General features: G+C 65.8%; 14 protein-coding genes, 1 rRNA gene, 1 pseudogene and 1 CRISPR repeat array (1 of these 17 running past the window's edge). Of the genes and pseudogenes, 8 read left to right on the top strand and 8 right to left on the bottom strand.

Features of this window, described 5'->3' with window-relative positions:
* Positions 1–381: 381 nt before the first annotated feature.
* From IL252_RS14745 to sufB, 7 genes are all read right to left on the bottom strand, one after another.
* Positions 382–1,853: ribosomal RNA gene (locus IL252_RS14745) — 16S ribosomal RNA — on the bottom strand.
* Positions 1,854–2,385: 532 nt separating this feature from the next.
* Positions 2,386–3,336 carry a hypothetical protein gene (locus tag IL252_RS14740; protein ID WP_208628623.1) on the bottom strand — a complete coding sequence of 317 codons (951 nt, stop codon included), beginning with the start codon at positions 3,334–3,336 and terminating at the stop codon, positions 2,386–2,388.
* 107 nt (positions 3,337–3,443) lie between these two features.
* On the bottom strand, positions 3,444–4,319 hold the full coding sequence (locus tag IL252_RS14735) for an ABC transporter ATP-binding protein (RefSeq protein ID WP_208628622.1): 876 nt from the start codon (positions 4,317–4,319) through the stop codon (positions 3,444–3,446).
* Entirely contained in the window at positions 4,319–5,431 is a 1,113-nt protein-coding gene (locus IL252_RS14730) for an iron ABC transporter permease (protein ID WP_208628621.1), read from the bottom strand. Before IL252_RS14730 ends, IL252_RS14735 begins: the two co-directional genes overlap by 1 nt.
* A gap of 6 nt (positions 5,432–5,437) precedes the next feature.
* Positions 5,438–6,622 carry an ABC transporter substrate-binding protein gene (locus tag IL252_RS14725; RefSeq protein WP_208628620.1) on the bottom strand — a complete coding sequence of 395 codons (1,185 nt, stop codon included), beginning with the start codon at positions 6,620–6,622 and terminating at the stop codon, positions 5,438–5,440.
* A gap of 111 nt (positions 6,623–6,733) precedes the next feature.
* Positions 6,734–7,600 (bottom strand): winged helix-turn-helix domain-containing protein, encoded by an 867-nt coding sequence (locus IL252_RS14720; RefSeq protein ID WP_244257227.1) that lies wholly within the window; start codon positions 7,598–7,600, stop codon positions 6,734–6,736.
* Between the two features lie 68 nt (positions 7,601–7,668).
* On the bottom strand, positions 7,669–9,096 hold the full coding sequence (sufB, locus tag IL252_RS14715) for a Fe-S cluster assembly protein SufB (RefSeq protein WP_208628619.1): 1,428 nt from the start codon (positions 9,094–9,096) through the stop codon (positions 7,669–7,671).
* 255 nt (positions 9,097–9,351) lie between these two features.
* On the opposite strand from sufB, the gene IL252_RS14710 reads away from it, so the two are divergent.
* The 4 genes from IL252_RS14710 (at position 9,352) to IL252_RS14695 (ending at position 13,823) form a co-directional block, all read left to right on the top strand.
* Complete coding sequence (locus IL252_RS14710; RefSeq protein WP_208628618.1) at positions 9,352–10,095, top strand: helix-turn-helix domain-containing protein; 744 nt, start codon at positions 9,352–9,354, stop codon at positions 10,093–10,095.
* A gap of 239 nt (positions 10,096–10,334) precedes the next feature.
* A complete protein-coding gene (locus IL252_RS14705) occupies positions 10,335–12,692 on the top strand; it encodes a cation-translocating P-type ATPase (protein ID WP_208628617.1) in 2,358 nt (785 codons plus the stop codon).
* 73 nt (positions 12,693–12,765) lie between these two features.
* Positions 12,766–13,368, top strand: coding sequence for a superoxide dismutase (gene sod, locus IL252_RS14700; protein WP_170095279.1), 603 nt, complete (start codon positions 12,766–12,768; stop codon positions 13,366–13,368).
* 167 nt (positions 13,369–13,535) lie between these two features.
* Positions 13,536–13,823: a hypothetical protein gene (locus tag IL252_RS14695; RefSeq protein ID WP_208628616.1), complete on the top strand. Its 288-nt coding sequence runs from the start codon at positions 13,536–13,538 to the stop codon at positions 13,821–13,823.
* Between the two features lie 39 nt (positions 13,824–13,862).
* Here IL252_RS14695 and IL252_RS14690 read toward each other — a convergent pair whose 3' ends face one another.
* Entirely contained in the window at positions 13,863–14,831 is a 969-nt protein-coding gene (locus tag IL252_RS14690; protein ID WP_208628615.1) for a hypothetical protein, read from the bottom strand.
* Positions 14,832–15,131: 300 nt separating this feature from the next.
* On the opposite strand from IL252_RS14690, the gene IL252_RS14685 reads away from it, so the two are divergent.
* From IL252_RS14685 to grpE, 4 genes and pseudogenes are all read left to right on the top strand, one after another.
* Positions 15,132–15,797, top strand: a complete 666-nt coding sequence (locus IL252_RS14685; RefSeq protein WP_208628614.1) for a hypothetical protein — start codon at positions 15,132–15,134, stop codon at positions 15,795–15,797.
* Complete coding sequence (locus tag IL252_RS14680; protein ID WP_208628613.1) at positions 15,794–16,351, top strand: MarR family transcriptional regulator; 558 nt, start codon at positions 15,794–15,796, stop codon at positions 16,349–16,351. Before IL252_RS14685 ends, IL252_RS14680 begins: the two co-directional genes overlap by 4 nt.
* A 169-nt stretch (positions 16,352–16,520) precedes the next feature.
* A complete protein-coding gene (locus IL252_RS14675; protein ID WP_208628612.1) occupies positions 16,521–17,543 on the top strand; it encodes a threonine/serine dehydratase in 1,023 nt (340 codons plus the stop codon).
* Between the two features lie 67 nt (positions 17,544–17,610).
* Positions 17,611–20,970: pseudogene (grpE, locus tag IL252_RS14670) on the top strand (nucleotide exchange factor GrpE); the annotation flags it as partial.
* 125 nt (positions 20,971–21,095) lie between these two features.
* A CRISPR array of direct repeats spans positions 21,096–21,435; the repeat unit is 31 nt; unit sequence GCTTCGATCCCACAAGGGTCCGTCTGAAACC; it runs 17 nt beyond the window's last position.

The raw sequence follows: 21,435 nt of genomic DNA, 5'->3' as shown, positions 1-21,435 counted from the left end.
GCCAACGTCAAATTTGGTTGTGACTCGATGAAATTGCACGAGTCCAGTGGACGCCTGGATCGCACGTACACGCGGTGTCATCAGTACAGCCGGTGCGACCCGGTCTGTACATCGACCCTTCCTACCCACGCTTGCACGGGGTAGTGCACTGGTCTTCGTACCAGATCCGAGCGCCGTCCCACACTTAAGGGGCTCGGTTCGGAACTGCTACGAGGTACGGACCCGCTGGGAGTTGCACCCAGCCTCCCCGAAGGGGAGATCCGCCTCGGATAGGTCTTGTGAGCCCTGACGGCCCAACACGGTCTTCCGACCAGTTGTTGGTCGCGCTCGACCAACGGTAACAGCAGGTGGGCCAGGCGCGTCGGCCTGGTCCCGTTCAGTAGGAGGTGATCCAGCCGCAGATTCCTCTACGGCTACCTTGTTACGACTTAAGCCCCCTTGCGAAGCCCAGATTTGACCATCGCATGATGGCCTCATCCGGACCTCACTCGGGTGCTTTGACGGGCGGTGTGTGCAAGGAGCAGGGACGTATTCACCGCGCGCTTCTGACACGCGATTACTACCGAATCCAGCTTCATGTGGGCGAGTTTCAGCCCACAATCCGAACTACGACCGAGTTTGGGAGATTAGCTCTACCTCTCGGTATCGCGACCCATTGTCTCGACCATTGTAGCCCGCGTGTTGCCCAGTCCATTCGGGGCATACTGACCTACCGTTGCCCGTTCCTTCCTCCGACTTAGCGTCGGCGGTCTCCGTAGTGTACCCGACTACCTCAGGGTATCGCTGGCAACTACGGATGCGGGTCTCGCTCGTTACCTGACTTAACAGGATGCCTCACGGTACGAGCTGACGGCGGCCATGCACCTCCTCTCAGCAACTCGGGTAAGCTCGTCAAGCTGACCGTCGTTATTGCTGTCGGGGCTGGTGAGATGTCCGGCGTTGAGTCCAATTAAACCGCAGGCTCCTCCGGTTGTGGTGCTCCCCCGCCAATTCCTTTAAGTTTCATCCTTGCGGACGTACTTCCCAGGCGGCTCGTTTATCGTCTTCACTTCGGCTCACCGTGCACTCGTAGTGCACGGCAGACCTAACGAGCATCGTTTACGGCCAGGACTACCCGGGTATCTAATCCGGTTCGAGACCCTGGCTTTCGTCCCTCACTGTCGGGTCCGGCTTCTCAGCGTGCTTTCGCCATTGGTGGTCCGTCCAGGATTACAGGATTTCACTCCTACCCCGGACGTACCCGCTGAGTCTTCCGGCCCCAAGCCGTGCAGTTTCCACCGGAAGCCGACGCGTTGAGCACGTCGATTTCCCGATAGACTTGCATGGCAAGCTACGGACGCTTTAGGCCCAATAACAGCGGCCATCACTCGGACTGCCGGTATTACCGCGGCGGCTGGCACCGGTCTTGCCCAGTCCTTATTCTTCGACCACCTTACGGTCGAGAAAAGCGAGGGCTATATGCCCTCGCACTCGGAGTCCCCCTATCGCACTGTCGTGCAGTGTAAAGGTTTCGCGCCTGCTGCGCCCCGTAGGGCCCGGTATCTTGTCTCAGATACCGTCTCCGGGTTCTGGCTGTCACCACCCGTACCGATTACTGGCACGGTGGGCCGTTACCCCACCGTCTACCTAATCGGCCGCAGCCACATCCTATAGCGCCGGAACGTTTCTCGCATTCGGCAGTTCAAGCGTGAATGCGATATCCACGATTAGCCTCAGTTTCCCGAGGTTATCATGGTCTATAGGGTAGTTTGGCCACGTGTTACTGAGCTATACGCCACGGGTCTAAGCCCGTGCGACTAGCATGGCTAAATCGGACTCCGATAGCAATGGCCTCCGGCAGGATCAACCGGAATGTGCTGACATAGTCAGCGGCGGAAAGGTATCACTCCGTCGGAAGCAAACGCTGGGGTATCCCTCCCCAGCTACATCGTGTTGGGTCCGTCAGGGCTCACATCAGATCTCATCTTGACGGCGGACCGCAGGGGTGAGATCCTCATCCTTCGCGAGCGTGCCGATCACCGCGAAGCGGCGATCGGAGACACGCTCGCTACTCACCGACGACCGAAGTCGCCGAGAGCCGGGGTGACGTAGCGGGCAGCGACCCGGCGTCCGTCATCCCTCGTACGGATATAATCGTGAGAGAGGAGACTATAAAAGGCCAACGATTCGAACACGGCGTGGGTAGTGAAACCACAGGACAGCGGCCGTGAGGGTATCGAGGGCGGAGTCGCCGATTTGGGGGTGTAGGGGGACGCTCGGAGAACTTCTCAGAGACGACAGGCACTCACGGCGACGTGAGGAGGATCGACCGGACGATGTCCGGGAGGCGAACAGCACTGGGACACCCTGGCGAGCGAAAACAGCACGTAGAGTTGCCCAGTCGTACTACGACGAGGAGTTCGTCGTCGTATCCGGGGTCGACTCGGGACAGGCCACGAGCGTCGTCATCGTACTCACGGACAGTTCGCCGTCGGCGTCGATCGTCGCCCGCGTCGAGGACTCGTTGCAGTCGAACGACGAAGACGGAACGGGTTCGGTCGCAGTCCCACCGGTTTCGAGCACGTCGAAGGAGACAGAGTAGCTGCCACGTTCGGCGAGCGTGAGTCGGACACGTCCGCCCGGCGCGACGGTGTACGCCCCGTCGAACAGGGGACCGGCGTCGCTGTCGACGAGGAGACGAGCCGTCCAGGTCCGGTCGGATTCGTTCCGGAGGGCGACGCCGTGCGTCGTCTCCTCCGGGTCCTCGTCAGTCGAATCGTCCCCGAGCGTACGTGAGGCGACGGCGTCGGCTGAGACGCGTTCGGTGACGACACCGGGGCAAGCCATGCGCGTGGACGTAGACAGTACGTCAAGAGAGCCATCGCCCTGTATCCCGATCGACGTTTTCGTCACGTTACAGGTGAAGCGATCGGGACCGAGAGAGATCGCCTCCGTCGCGTCGGCTGCTGGCACGGTCACTGTGAGGTCGTAGCTGCCCAGTTCCGTGAACGCGATGCCGACTGTTGCCGCCGATCGGAGTGTGAACACCTCCTCCAGAACAGTAGTACCCGACCGTTCGAGAGAGACAGTTACCTGTTTGGGCTCGTCGCCCGAGTTCGTGACCGCGACGCGGTGGGGTCGACGGCGGCCGCGCTCTTCGAGAGTCCCCGTGCCGACAGTGCGCTCGACAGTCTCGTCAGTTTCGACGAGTGTCCCCTCGAATCGATCACGCTCGGTCGAGCGCGTCGTGTCCGTCGAAAAGTCTGTGGCCTGAGAGTCCGCACTCCCGGCGGAGAGACACCCACTGACCGCCGTCAGTCCGACACCGACCGTCGTCAGAAACGCTCTGCGTTCCATACTACTGTGTCAGAGTGGGAACGTCGTTGGTCTGTGGAAGATTCAAAGACGGCTTTGAGTCCACGAAGACAGCACGCTCGTCACTCTACTGTCGTCTCCTGGCCGCCCTACGTGGAGTCGTCGTGAATGGGATCGAGCGGGACGATCCGAGGGCCGTGTTCGGTCTCGACGACCGTCGCTTCGATCTCGAAGACGTCGGCGAGCAGGGCCGGCGTCACGATCGACTCGGGGGGTCCGCGGGCGTACACCGACCCGTCTTTGAGCGCCACGACGTGATCGGCGTAGCGGGCTGCCTGCCCGATGTCGTGGAGAACGAGGACGACGGTCGTGTCGCTTTCGTCCCGCAGCGTCTCGACGATCTGCATCACTTCGAGCTGGTGGTGGGGGTCCAGGAACGTCGTGGGTTCATCGAGCAACAGGACATCGGTGTCCTGTGCGAGCGCCATCGCGATCCACACGAGCTGCTTTTGGCCGCCGCTGAGACTGCCCACGTTCCGTTCCCGGAGGTGGTCGATGCCGGCCAGCTGTATCGCGTCGTCGACGGCGGCGTGGTCCGCGTTCGACAGCGAGTCGAAAAAGCCACAGTGAGGATACCGACCGCGTTCGACGAGGTCCGCGACCGAGATCCCGTCGGGTGCCACGTTCTCCTGAGAGAGCAGCCCCAGTTTCCGGGCCAGTTCCTTCGTGCCGAACGAGTCGACCGCTCGCCCGTCGAGCAGGACCGTCCCGCGGTCCGGTTCGAGCCTGTGTGCGAGCCCTTTCAGGAGAGTGCTCTTCCCACTGCCGTTGGGCCCGATGAGCGCGGTCACCTCGTCGGTCGGGATGTCGATCGACTCGCCATCGATGACCGGGTCGGACGTGTCGCCGTAGCCGACGACGAGATCGGTGCCACGGACCGCCGTGGCCGGCGGGCTTCGATCGGGTGTCGCGTCGTCCGTGCGGTCGCCGGTCCTCGACTGGCGCGAACGGTGATTGCCCGCCATCAGACCTCACCCAGCTTCTCTTTCTTGCGCATCAGATAGAGGAAGTACGGACCGCCGACGAGCCCGGTGATGATCCCGACGGGGAGCTGTATCGGACTCAGGGCGAGACGTGCGCCAACGTCGGCACCGACCAGCAGCGTCGGCCCCAGGAAGAGACAACCGGCGAGGAGCCGGCGGGAATCACTGCCGACGATGTTGCGCACCATGTGTGGGACGATCAGGCCGACGAAGCCCACGAGCCCCGCCACGGCGATTGCGGCCGCCGTCGAGAGGATAGCGATGCCGGCGACGGCAAAGCGAACCTTCTCGACGGGCATGCCGAGCGATTCGGCGGTCTCTTCGCCCAGCAGTAACACGTCGAGCTCTCGGGTCACGGCGAAGGCCAGGAGCATCGCGAGGACGGTAAACGGGAGCGCGATACGGACCTGTGCCCAGTCGGTTCCCAGGAGCGAGCCGGAGAGCCACGTCTGGGCCGACATGACGACGCCGAGGTTGTCGATGAAGAAAAACAGTGCTCGCTGGACGGACCCGAAGACGGTCCCGACCACAACTCCGGCGAGCACCAGGCGGACGGGACTGGTCCCGTTCTTCCAGGCGATGACGTAGACGAGCAAGAACGCAGCGCCCCCGCCGGCTGCGGCCAACACCGGCAACAGCGGGAGCAGCCCGGAGAAGGCCGTCAGCGTGAGGAGCACGACGAGGCCAGCGCCGTCGCTCACGCCGAGGATGTAGGGGCTGGCGAGTTCGTTGCGCGTGACGATCTGGAAGATCGCGCCCGAGACCGCCAGGTTCGCACCGACGAGGACGCCAACGAGGATCCGCGGGAGCCGGATGTTCCAGACGACGAGCTGTCGGCGCGTGAACCACTCCGGGGTGTCGCCACTGAGGAGAAACGCGTGCCAGACGTCCCCGTTCAACAGGATCGCCGGGTCGAAGACGGTCGCCCACGCCTCGCCGAGCGTCAGCGGGTACGCGCCGAAGCTCACCTGCAGGAGGGTGACGACCAGCAGGATCCCCAGGCTACAGAGCGCGAGTGCGGCGAGTTTGGAGGTCGCGTACCAGTCACGCCCGACGGCGTATCGCTGGGCGAGTTCGTCGAGTACCTTCGCCATCGATGCCTAGAAGTTCCCGTTGATGATCTCTGAGAGAGCCTGCCGATCGAAGAGCTGCTCGGACGGCTCGATCGCGTCCGGCGATCCCGGCCACTCGCCGAAAGAGTCCGGATAGACCATCTTGGCGAGTGCCTCCGTCGAGAAGAGATCGACGATCGGACCCATAAACTGGCCGCCGGTCCGGACGAGGTTGCGTTCCTGGACGGCGGTCAGATCCTGCCCGTTCGAGTTGGCTTCGAACGGTTCGACGACGGTCTCGACGAACTCGTCGTGGGTGAGCGACGTGAGCCCACCGACAGCGCCGATGTAGTCCGGGTCGGCGTCGAGGAGCTCCTCGTACCCGATGGGACCGTCCGGCACGTTGCCGGCGAAGGCGTCTCGCATGCCCAGCCGGCGGTACGTGAGCGTGTTGTTCTGGAGCGGGTCCAGTGGTGCGATACGGAACTGTCCGGAGTCCGGCCTGACGCCGCGCCAGATGGCGGCGACTGTCGGCCGCTCGTCTTCCGGTGGGAGGCCCGCCTCGATCGTCGATATGAAGTCGGCGTGGAACGACTGCCACGCTTCGAACTGCTCGCGGCGCTGGAAGATCTCCGCGGCCTTCTCGAAGGCCTCGTAGAGTCGGTAGTACGGCTCGCGGCCGACGGCAGAAGAGGACGCGAACCGAATGCTCGATCCGAGGAACGGCCCGACGCCGGTCCGGATCTCCTCGATGTCGGAGTCGTTCCAGTTGGCGAAGAACTTCAACATCCGCGGATCGATGAGGTGAACGTCGCAGTCGGCGGCGTAGAAGTTCTCCTTGTCGTAGCCGGATTCGGAGTCGGACGCGAGTTTCGCCACCTCGTCTTCGTCGAAGGAGACGTTCGGGAGAGCGTCGTAGAACTTCAGCGGCGCGCGTTCGAGACTGGCTGTCGCGGTCGGCTGGATGCCCAGTGCCATGCCGATGTCCATCCAGACGCTCGGAATCGCCGCGTAGGTCTCGGGAACTGTTTCGAACGTGTACGATGGGTTCGGTTCGACCGTCACCGTGTACGACGCCGTCTCGTCCGTCGATCGGGATCGAGTCGTCGTCGACTGGTCCGTGGTCGCGGTGGTCGTCGGCTCCGCCGAGCCGCTGGTGTCGCCGAGACAACCGGCGAGAGCTGTTCCGACGAGGGTGACACCACTTGCGAGTAGTTGCCGTCTGCGTACCATATTGATTAGGCGTGCCTAAACGGCATTAGTAATTCTCGCCGTGTGGTGTAACGGGTCCGTTTACGCCGTTCACGCCGTGTTACAGCCAGCGGTGTGTGTACAGGCGGCTGTTCAGGCTCGTGGAGAGAGACACCGATCGAGCGGGGTCGCGTCCGCCAGTTGTCTCTCGATCGTCTCTCGGGCCCAGCGAACGACTGCCGGATGGGTACAGCGAAGGATGTCGAAGCCGCTGTGTTGTTCGCGGTCGACGGTCAGAAACACCGTCTCGCCGTCGATGAGATCGATACTACAGGGGACGCGGTCGTCGACCGTGTAGTAGACGGTCGAACCGATCTCGGCTTCGATGTGTCGCCACCGATTGCGGAGGTCGGCGTCGTCGACCATCGTCTCCGTCAGGCTCGCGTCGAACAGGACCACACCGTCGGGCGGATCGCCGGATCGAACTGCGTCCTCGAACGTGTACATCGGCAGCGAGATGAACGTCCCGAGCAGCGCGTGAAAGCTCGAAGCATCCTGGACGGCGTTGGCGACGATCCTCGCGGCAGCGAGCGGGTCGTCGCTGTCGGGGGCCACCAGCGTACTCTCGCTGAGACACCGAAGCTCGAAGTCGAACCACTCCGTGGGCAGTCGATCGACGACATCGGGAACCGCCTGGCCGACGGAGACAGTGCCCAGGAGGCGGGCGAAATCCGCGTAGACGAGTTCGCCGAAGCCGGTCAGTGCGTACGTGTTCTCCGTCGGATCGTGCTCGATCAGTGTGCGGTCGGCGAGGTCGTTGAGGATGCGACTGAGCGTGACACGCGAGACGCCCGTGTGCTCGCCGAGCGCGGGACGCGAGTGGACGCCGTCGTCGAGCAGTGCGAGAACGCGAAGCCGATGCTCCGAGCGGGCCAGGAACGCCACCGCCTCGATCGCGTCGTCCCCGAATGCCGGTTCGTGACTGTTTTCGATCTGTTCGTCCGTGTTTGCCGCCGTCATAAGGCACAGATAATTTAGGTGGCCCTAAACAGTTTGCTACTCGGAGCGGCGGCGCGAGTGGGCGACGATCACCCGAGGCTCCCTTCCATTTCGAGTTCGATCAGCCTGTTGAGTTCGACCGCGTATTCGATGGGCAGTTCTTCGGTGATCGGCTCGATGAAGCCGGCGACGATCATCTGCTTTGCGTCGTCGTCGTCCAGACCGCGGCTCTGGAGGTAGAACACGTCCTCGTCGCCGATCTTGCCGACGGTCGCCTCGTGGGCCACGTCGACTTTCGACTCCTGGATCTCCATGTACGGCATCGTGTCCGACGTGGACTCGTTGTCGAACATCAGCGCGTCACACTCGACACTCGTCGAGGCGTTCTCGGCCCCGTCGGCGATGTGGACGAGACCGCGGTAGTTCGTCCGGCCGCCGTCCTTGCTGATGGACTTCGACTCGATGGTCGACTTCGTGTCGGGCGCGTTGTGGTAGACCTTCGCGCCGGTGTCGATGTTCTGGCCCTCGCCGGCCATGGCGATCGTGATGTGGTTGTCCGTCGCGCCGGGACCCTTGAGGACCGACGCCGGATACAGCATCGTCGCCTTCGACCCCATCGAACCGGACACCCACTCCATCGTCCCGTCGGCCTCGACGATGGCACGCTTGGTGTTGAGGTTGTACGTGTTCGTCGACCAGTTCTGGACCGTCGAGTACTGGACGTGTGCACCCTCACCCACGAACACCTCGACACAGCCGCTATGGAGGTTGTGCGTGCCGTAGTGGGGTGCCGAGCAGCCCTCGATGAGGTGCAGTTCCGAGTCCGGTTCCGCGATGACGATCTTGTGCTCGAACTGTCCCATCCCCTCGGCGTTCATCCGGAAGTACGCCTGGAGGGGCATCTCGACGGTGACGCCCTCCGGAACGTAGACGAACGAGCCGCCCGACCAGACGGCACCGTGTAGCGCCGCGAATTTGTTGTCCGACGGTGGGACACACGTCGTCATGAAGTGTTCGCGGACCAGTTCGGGGTGTTCCTGGACCGCCGTGTCCATATCACAGAAGATCACGCCCTGCTCTTCGAGGTGGTCTTGCATGTTCTGGTAGACGACCTCGGATTCGTACTGCGCACCGGCTCCCGAGAGTGCCCGCTGCTCGGCCTCCGGGATACCGAGCCTGTCGAACGTGGCCGCGATGTCGTCGGGGAGATCCTCCCACGAGTCGACGCTGTCGTCGGTCTCCAGATCGGGCCGCAGGTACGGGACGATCCCGTCGACGTCGATCTCCGAGAGGTCGGGCTGTCCAGGCCACCCCTCGGGCATCGGTAGCTGTCGGTACCGTTCGAGAGCGTCCAGCCGCCGCTGGAGCATCCACTCGGGCTCGTCTTTCTCCGCCGAGATGAGCCGAACGGTCTGCTCGGTCAAGCCGGTCTGGGACTTGAACTCGGCCAGCACGTCGTTCTTGAAGTCGAAGTCGGTCCCCGATCCGGTCCGTTCCAGTCGGTCGTGTTCAGTCATGGCTGACAGAGCGATCGAGAGAGGGTGTTCGTTCGAGGCGTCGCTTGTGGTTCCACCGAACGACATCGACGGAGTCGGTCGAGCGGCCGATCTCGCAGGGCGATCGCGACGGTCATCCCGTGCTAGTTCCCGAAGTGGGGGCAAGACACCTGTGCCGAAGCGGTTCGGCAGCGGCGAATCGCCCGGTCTCCGGCGGCGTCGCCGAGAGAGTGTGCACAGAGAAGCCGTCAAGTCACGGGGACCCGTAGCGAGGGTATGCGCGAACTCGTCTTCGCTCTGGAGTACGAACCCGGCTGCAACAGGGTGGCCGACACGCTCGCCGACCACCCGGAGGCTCGGATTCGGTCGCTCTCGCTGCACGCGACCGCGGATCGGCTCTGGCGGGTCGACCACGCCACCGGATCTCCCGAGGCACTCAGCGCCCTCGAAGACGCCTTTCTGGACGCGGACTACTACGCGGACTGTCTGGCGACCGACCACTGTGGCGCGACCCAGACGACGCAGGTGCTCGATCACGACGACGACACGCTCGTGTTCTACTCGAACTGGGAGCGGACGCCGGACTGTGACTCCGTGCCCCACATCGCGCGCGACCACCTCGGCAACGGCGTCCTCTTCGAGACGCGCCACGAGAGTCGCCACTACACCTGGCGGATCATACACTCGGGAGCGGGTGACGTCACGACCTTCTTCGACGCGCTCGAAGCGGCGGTCGGGGACTGCGCTCGGACGGAGATGCTCCGGACGGCAGAAACGTCGACGGAGAGCGAGACGAGCGGATCGGGGTCGCTCTCGGCCGAACAGGAGGCCGCGCTCCGGGCCGCCGTCGAACACGGCTACTACGAATCGCCCCGCAAGGTCGACGTGGGCGAACTCGCCACCCACCTGGACGTGCCGCGGTCGACGCTCACCTACCGGCTGCGACGGGCCGAAGAGCGACTGGCAAAGCAGTACGTGGCCGACGAGCAGCTGATGGGTGAGCTGGCGAGCTACGACTGATACTGCGGGCTGTCGGCCTGCGACGACGGGCGTCACCTCCGTGTGACGGCCGGCGAGAAACGCTGACAGCTCGCAGTATGTGATTGCAGGCTGTTGGCCTGCGACGACGGGCGGAACGCCGAGCGGGGTGCGCCAGAAGGAGACGGTCGACGGCGTGAGCCGGCGAGCGAGCGCGACCGACGGCGCAGTTGGAATATTCCAACAAGGGCTTATCGAACTGTGGCCCGAACGAGTACGTAATGACGAGCAAATCGGAGACGGCGGGAGACGGTGGACAGGACCCCGGTGAGACGACCGTCCGGGTGACCGTCCCCGAGATGGACTGTCCGTCGTGCGCACAGAAGGTCGACAAGAGCCTCCAGCGCGTCGAGGGCGTGCGTGAGACGACCCTCCAGCCGACGACCGGAACGGCGATCGTGACCATCGACACGGCCGAGACGAGCGAGGCCGAAGTCGTCGGAGCCATCGAGAGCGCTGGCTACGAGGTCAGCGGAGAGCCGGGCGACTCGTCCGGCGAGGGGATCGAGGTCGCTCCCCCGGCAGAGATCTGGCGGAGTTCACGGGCCGTCAAGACGTGGATCGGGGCCGCGTTCGTGACGCTCGGCCTCCTCTTCGAGTTCGTCCTCGGGGGCCAGAACGTCGCTCTCGGGAGCGTCTTCGAGCTCCCGATCCATCTCGCCGACGGGCTGTTCCTCGTCGCGATCGTCGTCAGTGGCTACCCGGTCGTCCGCGGGGGCTACTACTCGGCGAAAAACAGGAGCCTCGACATCGACCTCCTGATGGGGACGGCGATCATCGCCGCGACGGGGATCGGCTATTTCGTGGAGGCCGCGACGCTCGCGGTCCTGTTCAGCATCGCAGAGCTCCTCGAAGACTACGCGATGGATCGGGCGCGGGACTCGCTGCGTGAACTGATGGAGCTGTCCCCCGACGAGGCGACCGTCCGTCGGAACGGAGACGGGGAGACCGTGCCCGCCGAGGACGTGGCCGTCGGCGAGACGGTCGTCGTCCGCCCGGGCGAGAAGATCCCACTCGACGGCACGATCGTTGAGGGCACCAGCGCGGTCGACGAATCGCCGATCACCGGCGAGAGCGTCCCCGTCGACAAGAACGTCGGCGACGAGGTGTACGCCGGCAGCATCAACGCGGAGGGGTACTTCGAGTTCGAGGCCACGTCGTCGGCCTCGGAGTCGACGCTCTCCCAGATCATCGAGATGGTCCAGGGCGCACAGGAGAAAAAGACCGAGAAAGAGCAGTTCGTCGACCGGTTTGCCGGCTACTACACGCCGACGGTCGTCGTGCTGGCGATCCTGACGGCCGCGCTCCCGCCGTTGCTCGTCGAGGGCAGCGCGACCGTCAGTGTCGCCGGGCTCAGCCACACGTTCGTCGGGAGCTGGCAGACCTGGTTCGTCCGCGGGCTGACGCTGCTGGTCATCGCGTGCCCGTGCGCGTTCGTCATCTCGACGCCCGTCTCCGTCGTCTCGGGGATCACGAGCGCCGCCAAGAACGGCGTCCTCATCAAGGGCGGCAACCACCTCGAAGCGATGGGCGGCGTCGACGCCGTCGCCCTCGACAAGACCGGGACGCTCACGAAGGGCGAACTCGCCGTCACCGACGTGGTTCCCCTCGGCGAGGCGAGCGAGACGGAGCTGCTCCGGTACGCCGCCGCCCTCGAACAGCGCAGCGAGCACCCCATCGCCGAGGCGATCCGCGAGCGCGCCCGGGAATCGGGGGTCGGCGAGCTACCCGCCGTCGAGGCGTTCGAGAGCCTCACCGGAAAGGGGCTCCGCGCGGAGAGCGACGGCGAGACGTACTACGCCGGCAAGCCCGCGCTGTTCGAGGAGCTGGGCTTCGATCTGTCACACGCCCACGCTCGGCCCGACGGCGGCACCGTCGTCGAGGCGACCGACGAGGAGTGTGACCGGGACGACTGTGCCGACCTCGAAGCCGGTACGCTCTCGCAGTTCGAAGCGGAGGGCAAGACGGTCGTCCTCGTCGGCACGGCCACCGAACTGCTCGGCGTCGTCGCCATCGCCGACGAGGTTCGCCCGGCGGCGTCACGAGCGGTCGAGCGGCTACACGAACTCGGCGTCGAACACGTCGTGATGCTCACCGGCGACAACGAGGGGACCGCCCGCGCGATCGCCGAGCGCGTCGGGGTCGACGAGTACCGCGCCGAGCTGTTGCCCGACGAGAAGGTCGACGCCGTCGAGTCCTTGCAGGCCAGCCACGGCGAGGTGGCCATGGTCGGAGACGGGATCAACGACGCGCCCGCGCTGGCGACCGCCAACGTCGCGGTTGCGATGGGCGCTGCGGGGACCGACACCGCTCTCGAAACGGCGGACATTGCGCTGATGGGGGACGACATCGGGAAGCTTCCGTATCTGTATGCGTTGTCGAACGAAGCAAACAGCGTCATCCGACAGAACATCTGGGCGAGTCTGGGCGTGAAGGCGGTGCTGGCACTCGGGGTGCCCCTGGGACTGGTCAGCGTCGCGCTGGCGGTCGTCGTCGGTGACATGGGGATGAGCCTCGGCGTGACCGGGAACGCGATGCGACTGTCCCGGATCGATCCGGGTCGGTTCTTCGACGGCTGAGCGGTCAGTACGGCTACAAAAATCTCGTTCAGAGAACGTTCAAGTCGCTTTCGCGCGTACCGATGAACGCACGATGAGCGAACACGAACTGCCGCCGCTGCCGTACGACTACGACGCACTCGAACCACACATCAGCGAACAGGTGCTGACCTGGCACCACGACACCCACCATCAGGGCTACGTCAACGGCTGGAACGCCGCCGAGGAGACACTCGAAGCGAACCGCGAGGCGGGCGACTTCTCCTCCTCGTCGGGCGCACTCCGGAACGTCACGCACAACGGCTCCGGGCACGTCCTCCACGACCTGTTCTGGCAGTCCATGAGCCCGACCGGCGGCGACGAGCCGTCGGGCGCGCTGGCCGACCGGATCGAGGAGGACTTCGGCTCCTACGAGGCCTGGAAAGGCGAGTTCGAGGCCGCCGCCTCGGCCGCCGGTGGCTGGGCGCTGCTGGTGTACGACTCGTTCAGCAACCAGCTCCGGAACGTCGTCGTCGACAAGCACGACCAGGGCGCACTCTGGGGGAGCCACCCCATCCTCGCGCTGGACGTGTGGGAACACTCCTACTACCACGACTACGGGCCGGCCCGCGGCGAGTTCGTCGACAACTTCTTCGAGGTCGTCGACTGGGAAGAGCCCAGCCAGCGCTACGAGCAGGTCGTCGAGCAGTTCGAGTAGCGCAATTGAGGCGACTGTGTGGCATCACGTCGGCGCTGGGGCGCTGACGGTCTGAGTGCCGTTCGACGCTCCCGACTCTCGGTTTGTTACCACTCTCCCGCCGATTCCTGCACCAGAGATGCAGACAATGGGAGACGGTTTACCCGTCGGACCACTGTGTGTTCCTGATGAGGCGACGGCGATCAGCCACCGGCGAGGACACGCCACGGAAATCGACGCTGTACTGCCCGGAGTGTGACCATCGGAGTCCGGCGACCGGGGAGTGGAACGTCGCCGAGACGGCCCGCCGGACCCGCTATCGCTGCCCCGAGTGTCGGACCAGCGTTCTCACGCAGCCCAGATACGATGACGGAGAGACCGCCGCGCCGGTCGCCGCGATGTGGGGCCGCACCGTCCGGGGCGTCGTCGACCAGCTACGGCTCTGTCGGCGGTTCTGGGCCGAGACGACCGCATAGCACTACGACAGAGGAACAAAAAGCGCCGACGTGTGGGTGTCAGTCGCCGCTGGCCGACGACGCGGTACCGTTCGTCTCGAAGGTCACCGTCTCGTTGCCGTCGACGACGACGGTATCGGTCTCGTCGACGACCTCGATCGAGAGCTTCGTGTAGGCGGTGACGACGCTCTCGGTTTCGAGATCGATCCGGACCACGACGGTCGGACTGTCCGACGACGACGCCGTGAGTTCGAGTGCGACCTCGCCGTCGTTGGTCGCTTCGACGACGGTCGCCGCCAGCGCGCTGGGATCGTCGAACCGCTGCTGGACGGTGTAGCTGGCCTGTGAGTCGTTCTCGACGAGTCGCTCGACCAGCGTCCGTTCCTCGTCGTCGAGGACGCCGATCGTGTCCGTGATCGTCAGGTCGAGATCGTCGAGTGCCGGCTGTGCGGAGCGCACGTCGACCGACTCGTTGTCGAGCGAGACCGTCCCCGCGACGCTCGGGAGACAGCTGTCGGCGGGACTGGCGCGGACGCCGACGGTGTCGGTCGGCTCCTCGCGGTCGACGCTCTCGTAGTACTGGTTGACCCGGAGTTCGACGTGCTCGGACTCGCTGAGTCCGGCGCTGGTCGAGAACTCGTCCCAGACCAGCGCCGCGAATCGCTGGCGGTCGATCTCGTCGAAGGCCTCGCCGCCGTGTGCCTCGATCAGCGTGACGGTGACGCCGTCGACGCGCACGTCGGTCCGGGTCCGGTTCGGAGCGTCGACCCGGAGCGCGCCGCTGCACGTTCGGCCGGCCTCGCTGACCGTGAACGTCGTTGCGCTGGTGTTGGTGACCGATACGTCGACGGTCTCTGTGTCGGCGTCGGTGTAGGTGCCGGACGAGGTGACGGTGCCGTTCGTCGGTTCGGGCGACTCGTCTGTCGAGTCGGTCACGCTGCCGTCGGCGACGACGACCGCGCCACTGGCGGCCAGGAGGAGCGCCGAAACGGCCAGCGCGTAGGCTGCAAGCCGGTACTCACGTCGCATCTGTACCACTCCGTTGGCGGGGACTGGATCGTGTCATGTGTTCGTGTGGCGATCAGACCAGCCCGCGAGCGGCCGAGAGCGGCTCGTGGAGGGGGAACGTGTGACGGGGTTCGTCTCGGGGAACAGCCGCCGGCAGGGGACTGACCCGATCGCGCCACCCGTGGGTTGACAGAAAGGGCTTGTAAGCGTCCGTTGGAAACAGCCGTGAAACAGGCGTGAAACGCGTTTCAGTCCCGTTTCAGGCGTTTCGAACCGGTGGAAATCAGCACCTTCTTGGGAGGACGTTCGGTCTCGGAAGACATGAAGACGGTCGTGCGGTCCCGAGTGGTGTTGGTCCTCGCACTCGGCGTCCTCGGCGGCAGTATCGCGGTGTTCGCGACCGTGACCGGCGTCACTGCGGCGGTCACGCCACCTGCGGAACACGAGTTCGCGATCGACGGCGGACAGCTCGTCGAAACGAGCGGCGAGCGCGACCGGACGGTAGTCGCCGATCTGCGTGCCGTCGAGCGGGTCGAGATCGCCGGTCACGGGAGTTCCCTCGTCGTGACGACGACGCCGCGTGAGCCGATCGAGCTCCCGCTCGCGACCCGAGAGCGTGCCAAAGAGATCGTGACGACGACGGGGGCATTCGCCGACGAGTCCACGCCGGAGGGCGCGGTGTACACGATCCGACCGATCCCCGAGTCCGTTCGAAGCGACACCGCCGCAGTGGCAGGAGCAGACCCGGGGACGGCGTGGACGCAGCTCGCGCCGGCCAACGACTCCGCGTTCACCCTGCGAGAGCGAGCGGACGGCGTCGTCGTCGAGCGAACCGAACGGCGAATGAGCGACCGGCGGGCGCTGGTGGTCGTCGATCCGGTCGAACGAGCGACGCGGTACAGCGTCGTCGTCGATCTGGAGAACGAGACGGTCGACGCGTTCGTCCGACTCAGAGAGGGGGCCAGCGGGTCCCCTCGTGGACGATGAACAACGAGAGCCGCGACCGACGAACGGTCGTCGCCGCCGGGACCTTCGTCGCCGCGACGGCCGTGACGGTCGCGCTGGCCGCCCGCCTCGCCACGCCGCCGTCGATCACGGTCGCGATGGGAGACGCCACCGTGCGGGCCGGGACGCTGGGTCCGTCGCTTCGCCCCGGCGGCGCGATCGCACTCACGATCGCGGCGTTCGCCGCTGGCGCGAGTGCGACCGTCCTCCTCGTCGAGGGCGAGCCTGCGTCGCCAGCGGACCGACCGGTCCCAGAGCCGGACGGCCGAGCCGACGACGACGAGCAGACAGCGCCGTCGGAACTGCTGGCGGCCCGGCGCAGCGAGTGGGAAGAAGTGGCAGACCGGCTCGCGAACAACGAGCGGATCGTCTACGAGGCCGTACTCGACGCCGACGGCGTGCTCCCACAGAGCGAGATCGTCGAGCAGACGGACGTGTCGAAAGCGACCGTCAGCCGAGCGCTGGACAACCTCGAAGCGCGGGACCTCATCGAGCGCAAGCGCCGCGGGATGGGGAACGTCGTCGTCCTCACCTGAGACGGACAGTTGTCGTTGCTTCCCGGTGAGCGCTGGGACGGGGTCGATGCTCACCAGTACATCGCGACAACGGTCCGTATGATCGACCGTCGACCTCGCTGGCTGCGGGACCGGGACCGTCGGCCAGACGATGTGAAAGGTTAATTCCGAGCGCCTGTAACAGGCCCCCGTGAGCGAGTACAGCCCTGTTCCCTCCCCCGATGCGACGACCGTGTTCCCGTATCACGATCTCACCCCACCAGCGACCGCCGACGTGTACGAGGCCCGTCCCGTCGTCGACGACCACCTCCCGCGAACGCCGCTCGTCCGGAGCGAGTTCCTCTCGGCCGAGTTCGACGCCGACGTGTACCTGAAGCGCGAGGACACCCTACCGACGGGGGCGTTCAAGGTCCGCGGTGGCGTCACCCTCGCGTCGCGCCTCGACGACGAGTTCCGCGAGTCGGGCCTGATCGCCGCGAGCACCGGCAACCACGGACAGTCGGTCGCTTACGCCGGCCGCGCGTTCGACGTGCCGGTGACGATCGTGGTGCCCGAAGCGGCCAACGCAGCGAAGGTGGCCGCGATGGAACGGCTCGGTGCCGACGTACAGTTCCACGGCGCGGACTTCGACGAGGCCCGGGAGCACGCCGAGTCCCTGGCCGCGCAGGCGGGCTATCGATACGTCCACTCGGCGAACGAGCCGAGTCTCGTCGCCGGGGTCGGGACCGCCGGCCTCGAAATCGTCGAGACGCTGCCGGATCTCGACTACCTGTTTTGTCCCGTCGGTGGCGGATCGAGTGCCGCCGGCTACTGTCTGACGGTGGGCGCGCTCACGGACGCCACCGTGATCGGAGCCCAGTCGGAGGCGGCACCGGCGATGCACCGCGCCTGGGCCGAGGACACGCTCGAACCCCACGATCGGATGGAGACGTTCGCCGAGGGCGTCGCGACGCGCGTCCCCTTCGCGCTGACGACGACGGTCCTCCGCGAGCGACTCGACGAGTTCCGGCTCGTGAGCGATGCGGCCCTCCGGCGAGGCGTTCGCGATCTGTTCGTAAACGAGGGGGTGCCCATCGAGGGTGCCTGTGCGACGAGCCTGGCGGCGATGAGACAGCGCGCGGACGAACTGGCGGGATCGACGGTCGTGTTCCCGATCTCGGGCCGGAACATCGAGCCCGAGAAGCTGACCGACATCCTCGACGGCGCGCCCTGATCGGCCGGGCTCGCGGGGACACTCCCCAATACCTATCTCAGAGGAGCCAGAGAAGGCAGACAACGGAATGGGAGGGACACAGCCAGGAGCGACGCTGGCCGCGAGCGTCGGCATCGAAGTCGATGGCGGTCACTGCGAGCAGTTGCTCTCCCGAGGGCAGTCGCTACCGGCGTCGGCGAGGGAGACCTTCACGACGGCCGAGGACAACCAGCAGACGGTCCAGATTCGTGTGTTCCAGGGCGAGCATGAACGTGTCGAGGAAAACGAGCTGCTCGGCGAGTGTACGGTCTCCGGCCTCGCACCCGCCCCCGCGGGCGTGCCGGAAGTAGCAGTCATGTTCACCGTCGACAGCGATGGGACCCTGCGGGTCTCGGTCCAGGACGCGACCGGCGACGCGACACTCCAGATCGAGGGACAGCGTGAGTTCGACGACATCGCGGTCGAGACGGCAGGAAGGACCGGCGCAGGCCCGACCGACGACGTGATACTCGGCGTCGATCTGGGGACGACCGACAGCGTCTGTGCAGTGCCGGTGGACGGCGAGCCCGAAATCGTCGTCAACAGCGAGGGGGACCGTGCGACACCCACCGCGCTGTCCGTCGACGACGACGGAGCCCTGCTGGTGGGCAAAGCGGCCCGGAAGCGAGCGGTCTCCCGACCGGAACAGACCGTCACGTCGGTCAAGCGCGTCCTCCTCGGCGAGGGCAGCACGGTCGAGCTGGGCGAGCGAGAGTACTCGACCGTAGAGCTGGCGGGATCGCTCTTCGAGAAGTTTCGCTCTGACGCCGAGAGCGCCCTCGGGCGGCCCGTCGAGAAGGCGGTCGTCACCGTCCCCGCGGTGGCGTCGATTCGCCAGCGGAGCCGCATCGAGCGAGCCGGCGAGATCGCCGGGCTGGAGATCGAACGGACGATCGACGACGCGGCGGCGGCGGTGATGGGATACGCTTACGGGAGCGACGGAGAACAGACCGTGCTGGTCTGCGATCTCGGCGGTGGCTCGCTGAGCGTCTCGCTGCTGGACATGGAGAACGGCATCTACGAGATCGTGGCCAACGGCGGAGACGACGAGCTGGGGGGCGAAGAGTGGGACGCGGCGATCGTCGACCACCTCGCCGATCGGTTCGAGGCGGACCACGGCATCGATTTGCGCGAGGACCCACAGGCCCGTAGACGGCTGGCCGACGCAGCGGCGGCCGCGAAGATCGAACTCGCCTCGCGCGAGCGGACGCGGATCGACACCCCCTACGTCGCGACGACGGACGACGGTCCGCTGGACCTGAACGCGACACTCGATCGTGACGCCTACGAGTCACTGACCGAGCCCCTCGTCGAGCGCGTCGTCGAGTCGACCAGCGCGGTCCTGAATGAGAGTCGACACGAGGCAGACGACATCGACGAGCTCCTCCTCGTCGGCGGCGCGAGCCGGCTCCCGCAGGTCCGAAACAGAATCGAGGCGCTGGTCGGACAGCAGACGACCAGACGCGTCAACGAAGACGAGGTCACCGCACTCGGGACGGCCGTGCAGGCTGGCATCCTCTCGGGCGAGGTCGACGACGTGGTGCTGCTGGACGTGACCTCCCTGCCGCTGGGCATCGCGGTCGAGGGCGGTGATTTCGAGCGCATCGTCGAGCGAGGCGAGACCATCCCCACCGTCGAGTCAGTGGTGTTCACCACGACGGTGGACGACCAGACGGCGGTGCCGATACGCGTGTTCCAGGGCGAACACGAAACCGCCACACGGAACGAGTTGCTCGCCGAGTTCGTCCTGACCGACGTGCCACCGGCCTCGGCTGGGACACCGGCGATCGAGGTCACGGTGAGCATCGACGAGAACCGGTGGATCAACGTCGAGGCAGCCCACGACGGCGGCAGTGAATCGATCACGATCGATCCGACGACGGAGCTACCGCCGGAGGATGGAACGAGACGGCAGTCCGAACAGGAACGGCCAGCGCCCCGACTGGTTGCCGCTCGGGACGAGGACGAGGCGACGGCAGCCGACGCCAGCCGGGAGACGAGCGCCCCGAGGGATCTGGAGACGCTGATCGACGAGACCCTCGACGTGCGCAACCAACTCCACCGGGGCGTCCTCTACTGTCGCCGGTCGATCGACAACGACGTGGCGGACCTCCGCGACAATCTCGAAAAAACGGCCCAGAACGTCGAGTCGATTCTCGGGACGAACGCGGAGAGAGCAGACAGCCATGACGAGAATGAGGGCGAGAGCCAGCGAGCCGACCGGCTCGTCGACGAGCTGGCGGCCGTCGAGGAGTCGCTGCGGGCACTGCTCGACGAGGACACGTCGACGGGGCTGGCGTTCGACGACCTCGAAGGGCTGGTCGACCGGATCGACCGCGGGCTCGAAGCGGCGGGACTCGTGCTCGTCGATCCCGACGGCGGGGCCGAAACGGACCCGTACCGCCATCGGGTGGTCTCCTCGACCGAGAGTTCCGTCCCGGAGGGGCGAATCGTCTCCGTCCAGCAGATCGGATACGAGCGCGACGGAGCGGTGCGCCGGGAGGCGAAGGTGATCGTCAGCGCCGGTTCTCCAGCGGAACGTGTCACAGCGGCCACGGAGCAGACCGATCCCGACCGGTCGAGCGCCACACTCGATCAGGCGATCAGAGACGCGCGCGCCCCGGCTGTCGAACAGTTCCCGAGCCCACCGCGACGGTCGGTGAGCTACGAGGACTTCGAGATCACAGCGACGCTTGGGACCGGCGGCCAGGCGGTCGTGTACGAGACGACCCATCCCGCAATCGAGTCGCCGGCCCGGATCGCGCTGAAAGAACCGGCTCGCGGCGAGCGGACCCTGACACACGACGCGATCAGTTCGTTTCTCCAGCGGGCACAGACGTGGCGGACCGTCGACGACCGCGAGCGAGAGGGTCGCCGGTGGCGCTCCCACGAGTACATCGTCGGCGTCGTCGACGTCGGGGACACCCGCCCGTGGATCGCCATGGAGTACATGGACGGCGGCGACCTCGCCGATCGACTCGACGGCACCGACGGGCTGGCGGTCGAAGAGGCCGTGTGGATCGCGCAGTGTCTCTGCCGCGCGCTCGAAGTCGCACACGAGTACGGGATCGCCCACCTGGACGTCAAGCCGGGGAACGTCCTCTTCACCGAAACGGCACCGTCACGCTGGGACCTGCCGAAGCTCGCCGACTGGGACCTCGCGAGAAAACTGCGGGACCGAACCGACTCGATGGAGGGGTTCTCCCGGCACTTCGCCGCGCCCGAACAGTTCGACGCCGAGGCCTTCGGCGAACCGGACCCGGTCACGGACATCTACCAGGTCGGCGCTGTGCTGTACGCGATGCTACGCGGCGAGCCCCCCGTGAGCGGCGGACGCCTCGCCGTCCGCAAGCGGATCGTCCGCGACGACGGGCCACCACCAGCCCCGAGTGACGGCCGTGACGACGTGCCGCCCGAACTCGACGAGATCGTACGCACGGCGCTGGCGACGGCAAAGCGGGATCGGTACGAATCGATCCGGTATCTGCGGGACGATCTGGAAGCGCTGTGGAAGTCGCCGGACGATACCGGCTAGCTTCGATCCCACAAGGGTCCGTCTGAAACCCGAGCTAGATAACCTACATATCCCAGTGACGGAGGCTTCGATCCCACAAGGGTCCGTCTGAAACTGTGTTCTTCAAACAGATTGCCGCGCCAGCCGTAAGCGCTTCGATCCCACAAGGGTCCGTCTGAAACCGCTGGTGCGCGAGCAAGTCGGCCCCGGCGCGGCTTCGATCCCACAAGGGTCCGTCTGAAACCGAACGAGTCCTTCCCACCCTCGGTTTCCAGAATCCGCTTCGATCCCACAAGGGTCCGTCTGAAACCCGCTTCATCGACGACGTGGGCGCTCGACAGGCAGAGCTTCGATCCCACA

The organism is Halomicrobium sp. IBSBa, assembly GCF_017612575.1.
In the GTDB taxonomy this organism is placed as follows: Archaea; Halobacteriota; Halobacteria; order Halobacteriales; family Haloarculaceae; genus Halomicrobium.
This window is presented reverse-complemented; position numbering and strand designations above follow the sequence as displayed.

What these genes read in the sequence shown, in the direction of transcription:
- IL252_RS14730 (WP_208628621.1), bottom strand. Translation starts at nt 5,431, where the DNA reads ATGGCGAAGGTACTCGACGAACTCGCCCAGCGATACGCCGTCGGGCGT.
- IL252_RS14695 (WP_208628616.1), top strand. Translation starts at nt 13,536, where the DNA reads ATGAGGCGACGGCGATCAGCCACCGGCGAGGACACGCCACGGAAATCG.
- IL252_RS14720 (WP_244257227.1), bottom strand. Translation starts at nt 7,600, where the DNA reads ATGACGGCGGCAAACACGGACGAACAGATCGAAAACAGTCACGAACCG.
- IL252_RS14740 (WP_208628623.1), bottom strand. Translation starts at nt 3,336, where the DNA reads ATGGAACGCAGAGCGTTTCTGACGACGGTCGGTGTCGGACTGACGGCG.
- IL252_RS14705 (WP_208628617.1), top strand. Translation starts at nt 10,335, where the DNA reads ATGACGAGCAAATCGGAGACGGCGGGAGACGGTGGACAGGACCCCGGT.
- IL252_RS14710 (WP_208628618.1), top strand. Translation starts at nt 9,352, where the DNA reads ATGCGCGAACTCGTCTTCGCTCTGGAGTACGAACCCGGCTGCAACAGG.
- sufB (WP_208628619.1), bottom strand. Translation starts at nt 9,096, where the DNA reads ATGACTGAACACGACCGACTGGAACGGACCGGATCGGGGACCGACTTC.
- IL252_RS14725 (WP_208628620.1), bottom strand. Translation starts at nt 6,622, where the DNA reads ATGGTACGCAGACGGCAACTACTCGCAAGTGGTGTCACCCTCGTCGGA.
- IL252_RS14735 (WP_208628622.1), bottom strand. Translation starts at nt 4,319, where the DNA reads ATGGCGGGCAATCACCGTTCGCGCCAGTCGAGGACCGGCGACCGCACG.
- IL252_RS14685 (WP_208628614.1), top strand. Translation starts at nt 15,132, where the DNA reads ATGAAGACGGTCGTGCGGTCCCGAGTGGTGTTGGTCCTCGCACTCGGC.
- IL252_RS14680 (WP_208628613.1), top strand. Translation starts at nt 15,794, where the DNA reads ATGAACAACGAGAGCCGCGACCGACGAACGGTCGTCGCCGCCGGGACC.
- IL252_RS14690 (WP_208628615.1), bottom strand. Translation starts at nt 14,831, where the DNA reads ATGCGACGTGAGTACCGGCTTGCAGCCTACGCGCTGGCCGTTTCGGCG.
- sod (WP_170095279.1), top strand. Translation starts at nt 12,766, where the DNA reads ATGAGCGAACACGAACTGCCGCCGCTGCCGTACGACTACGACGCACTC.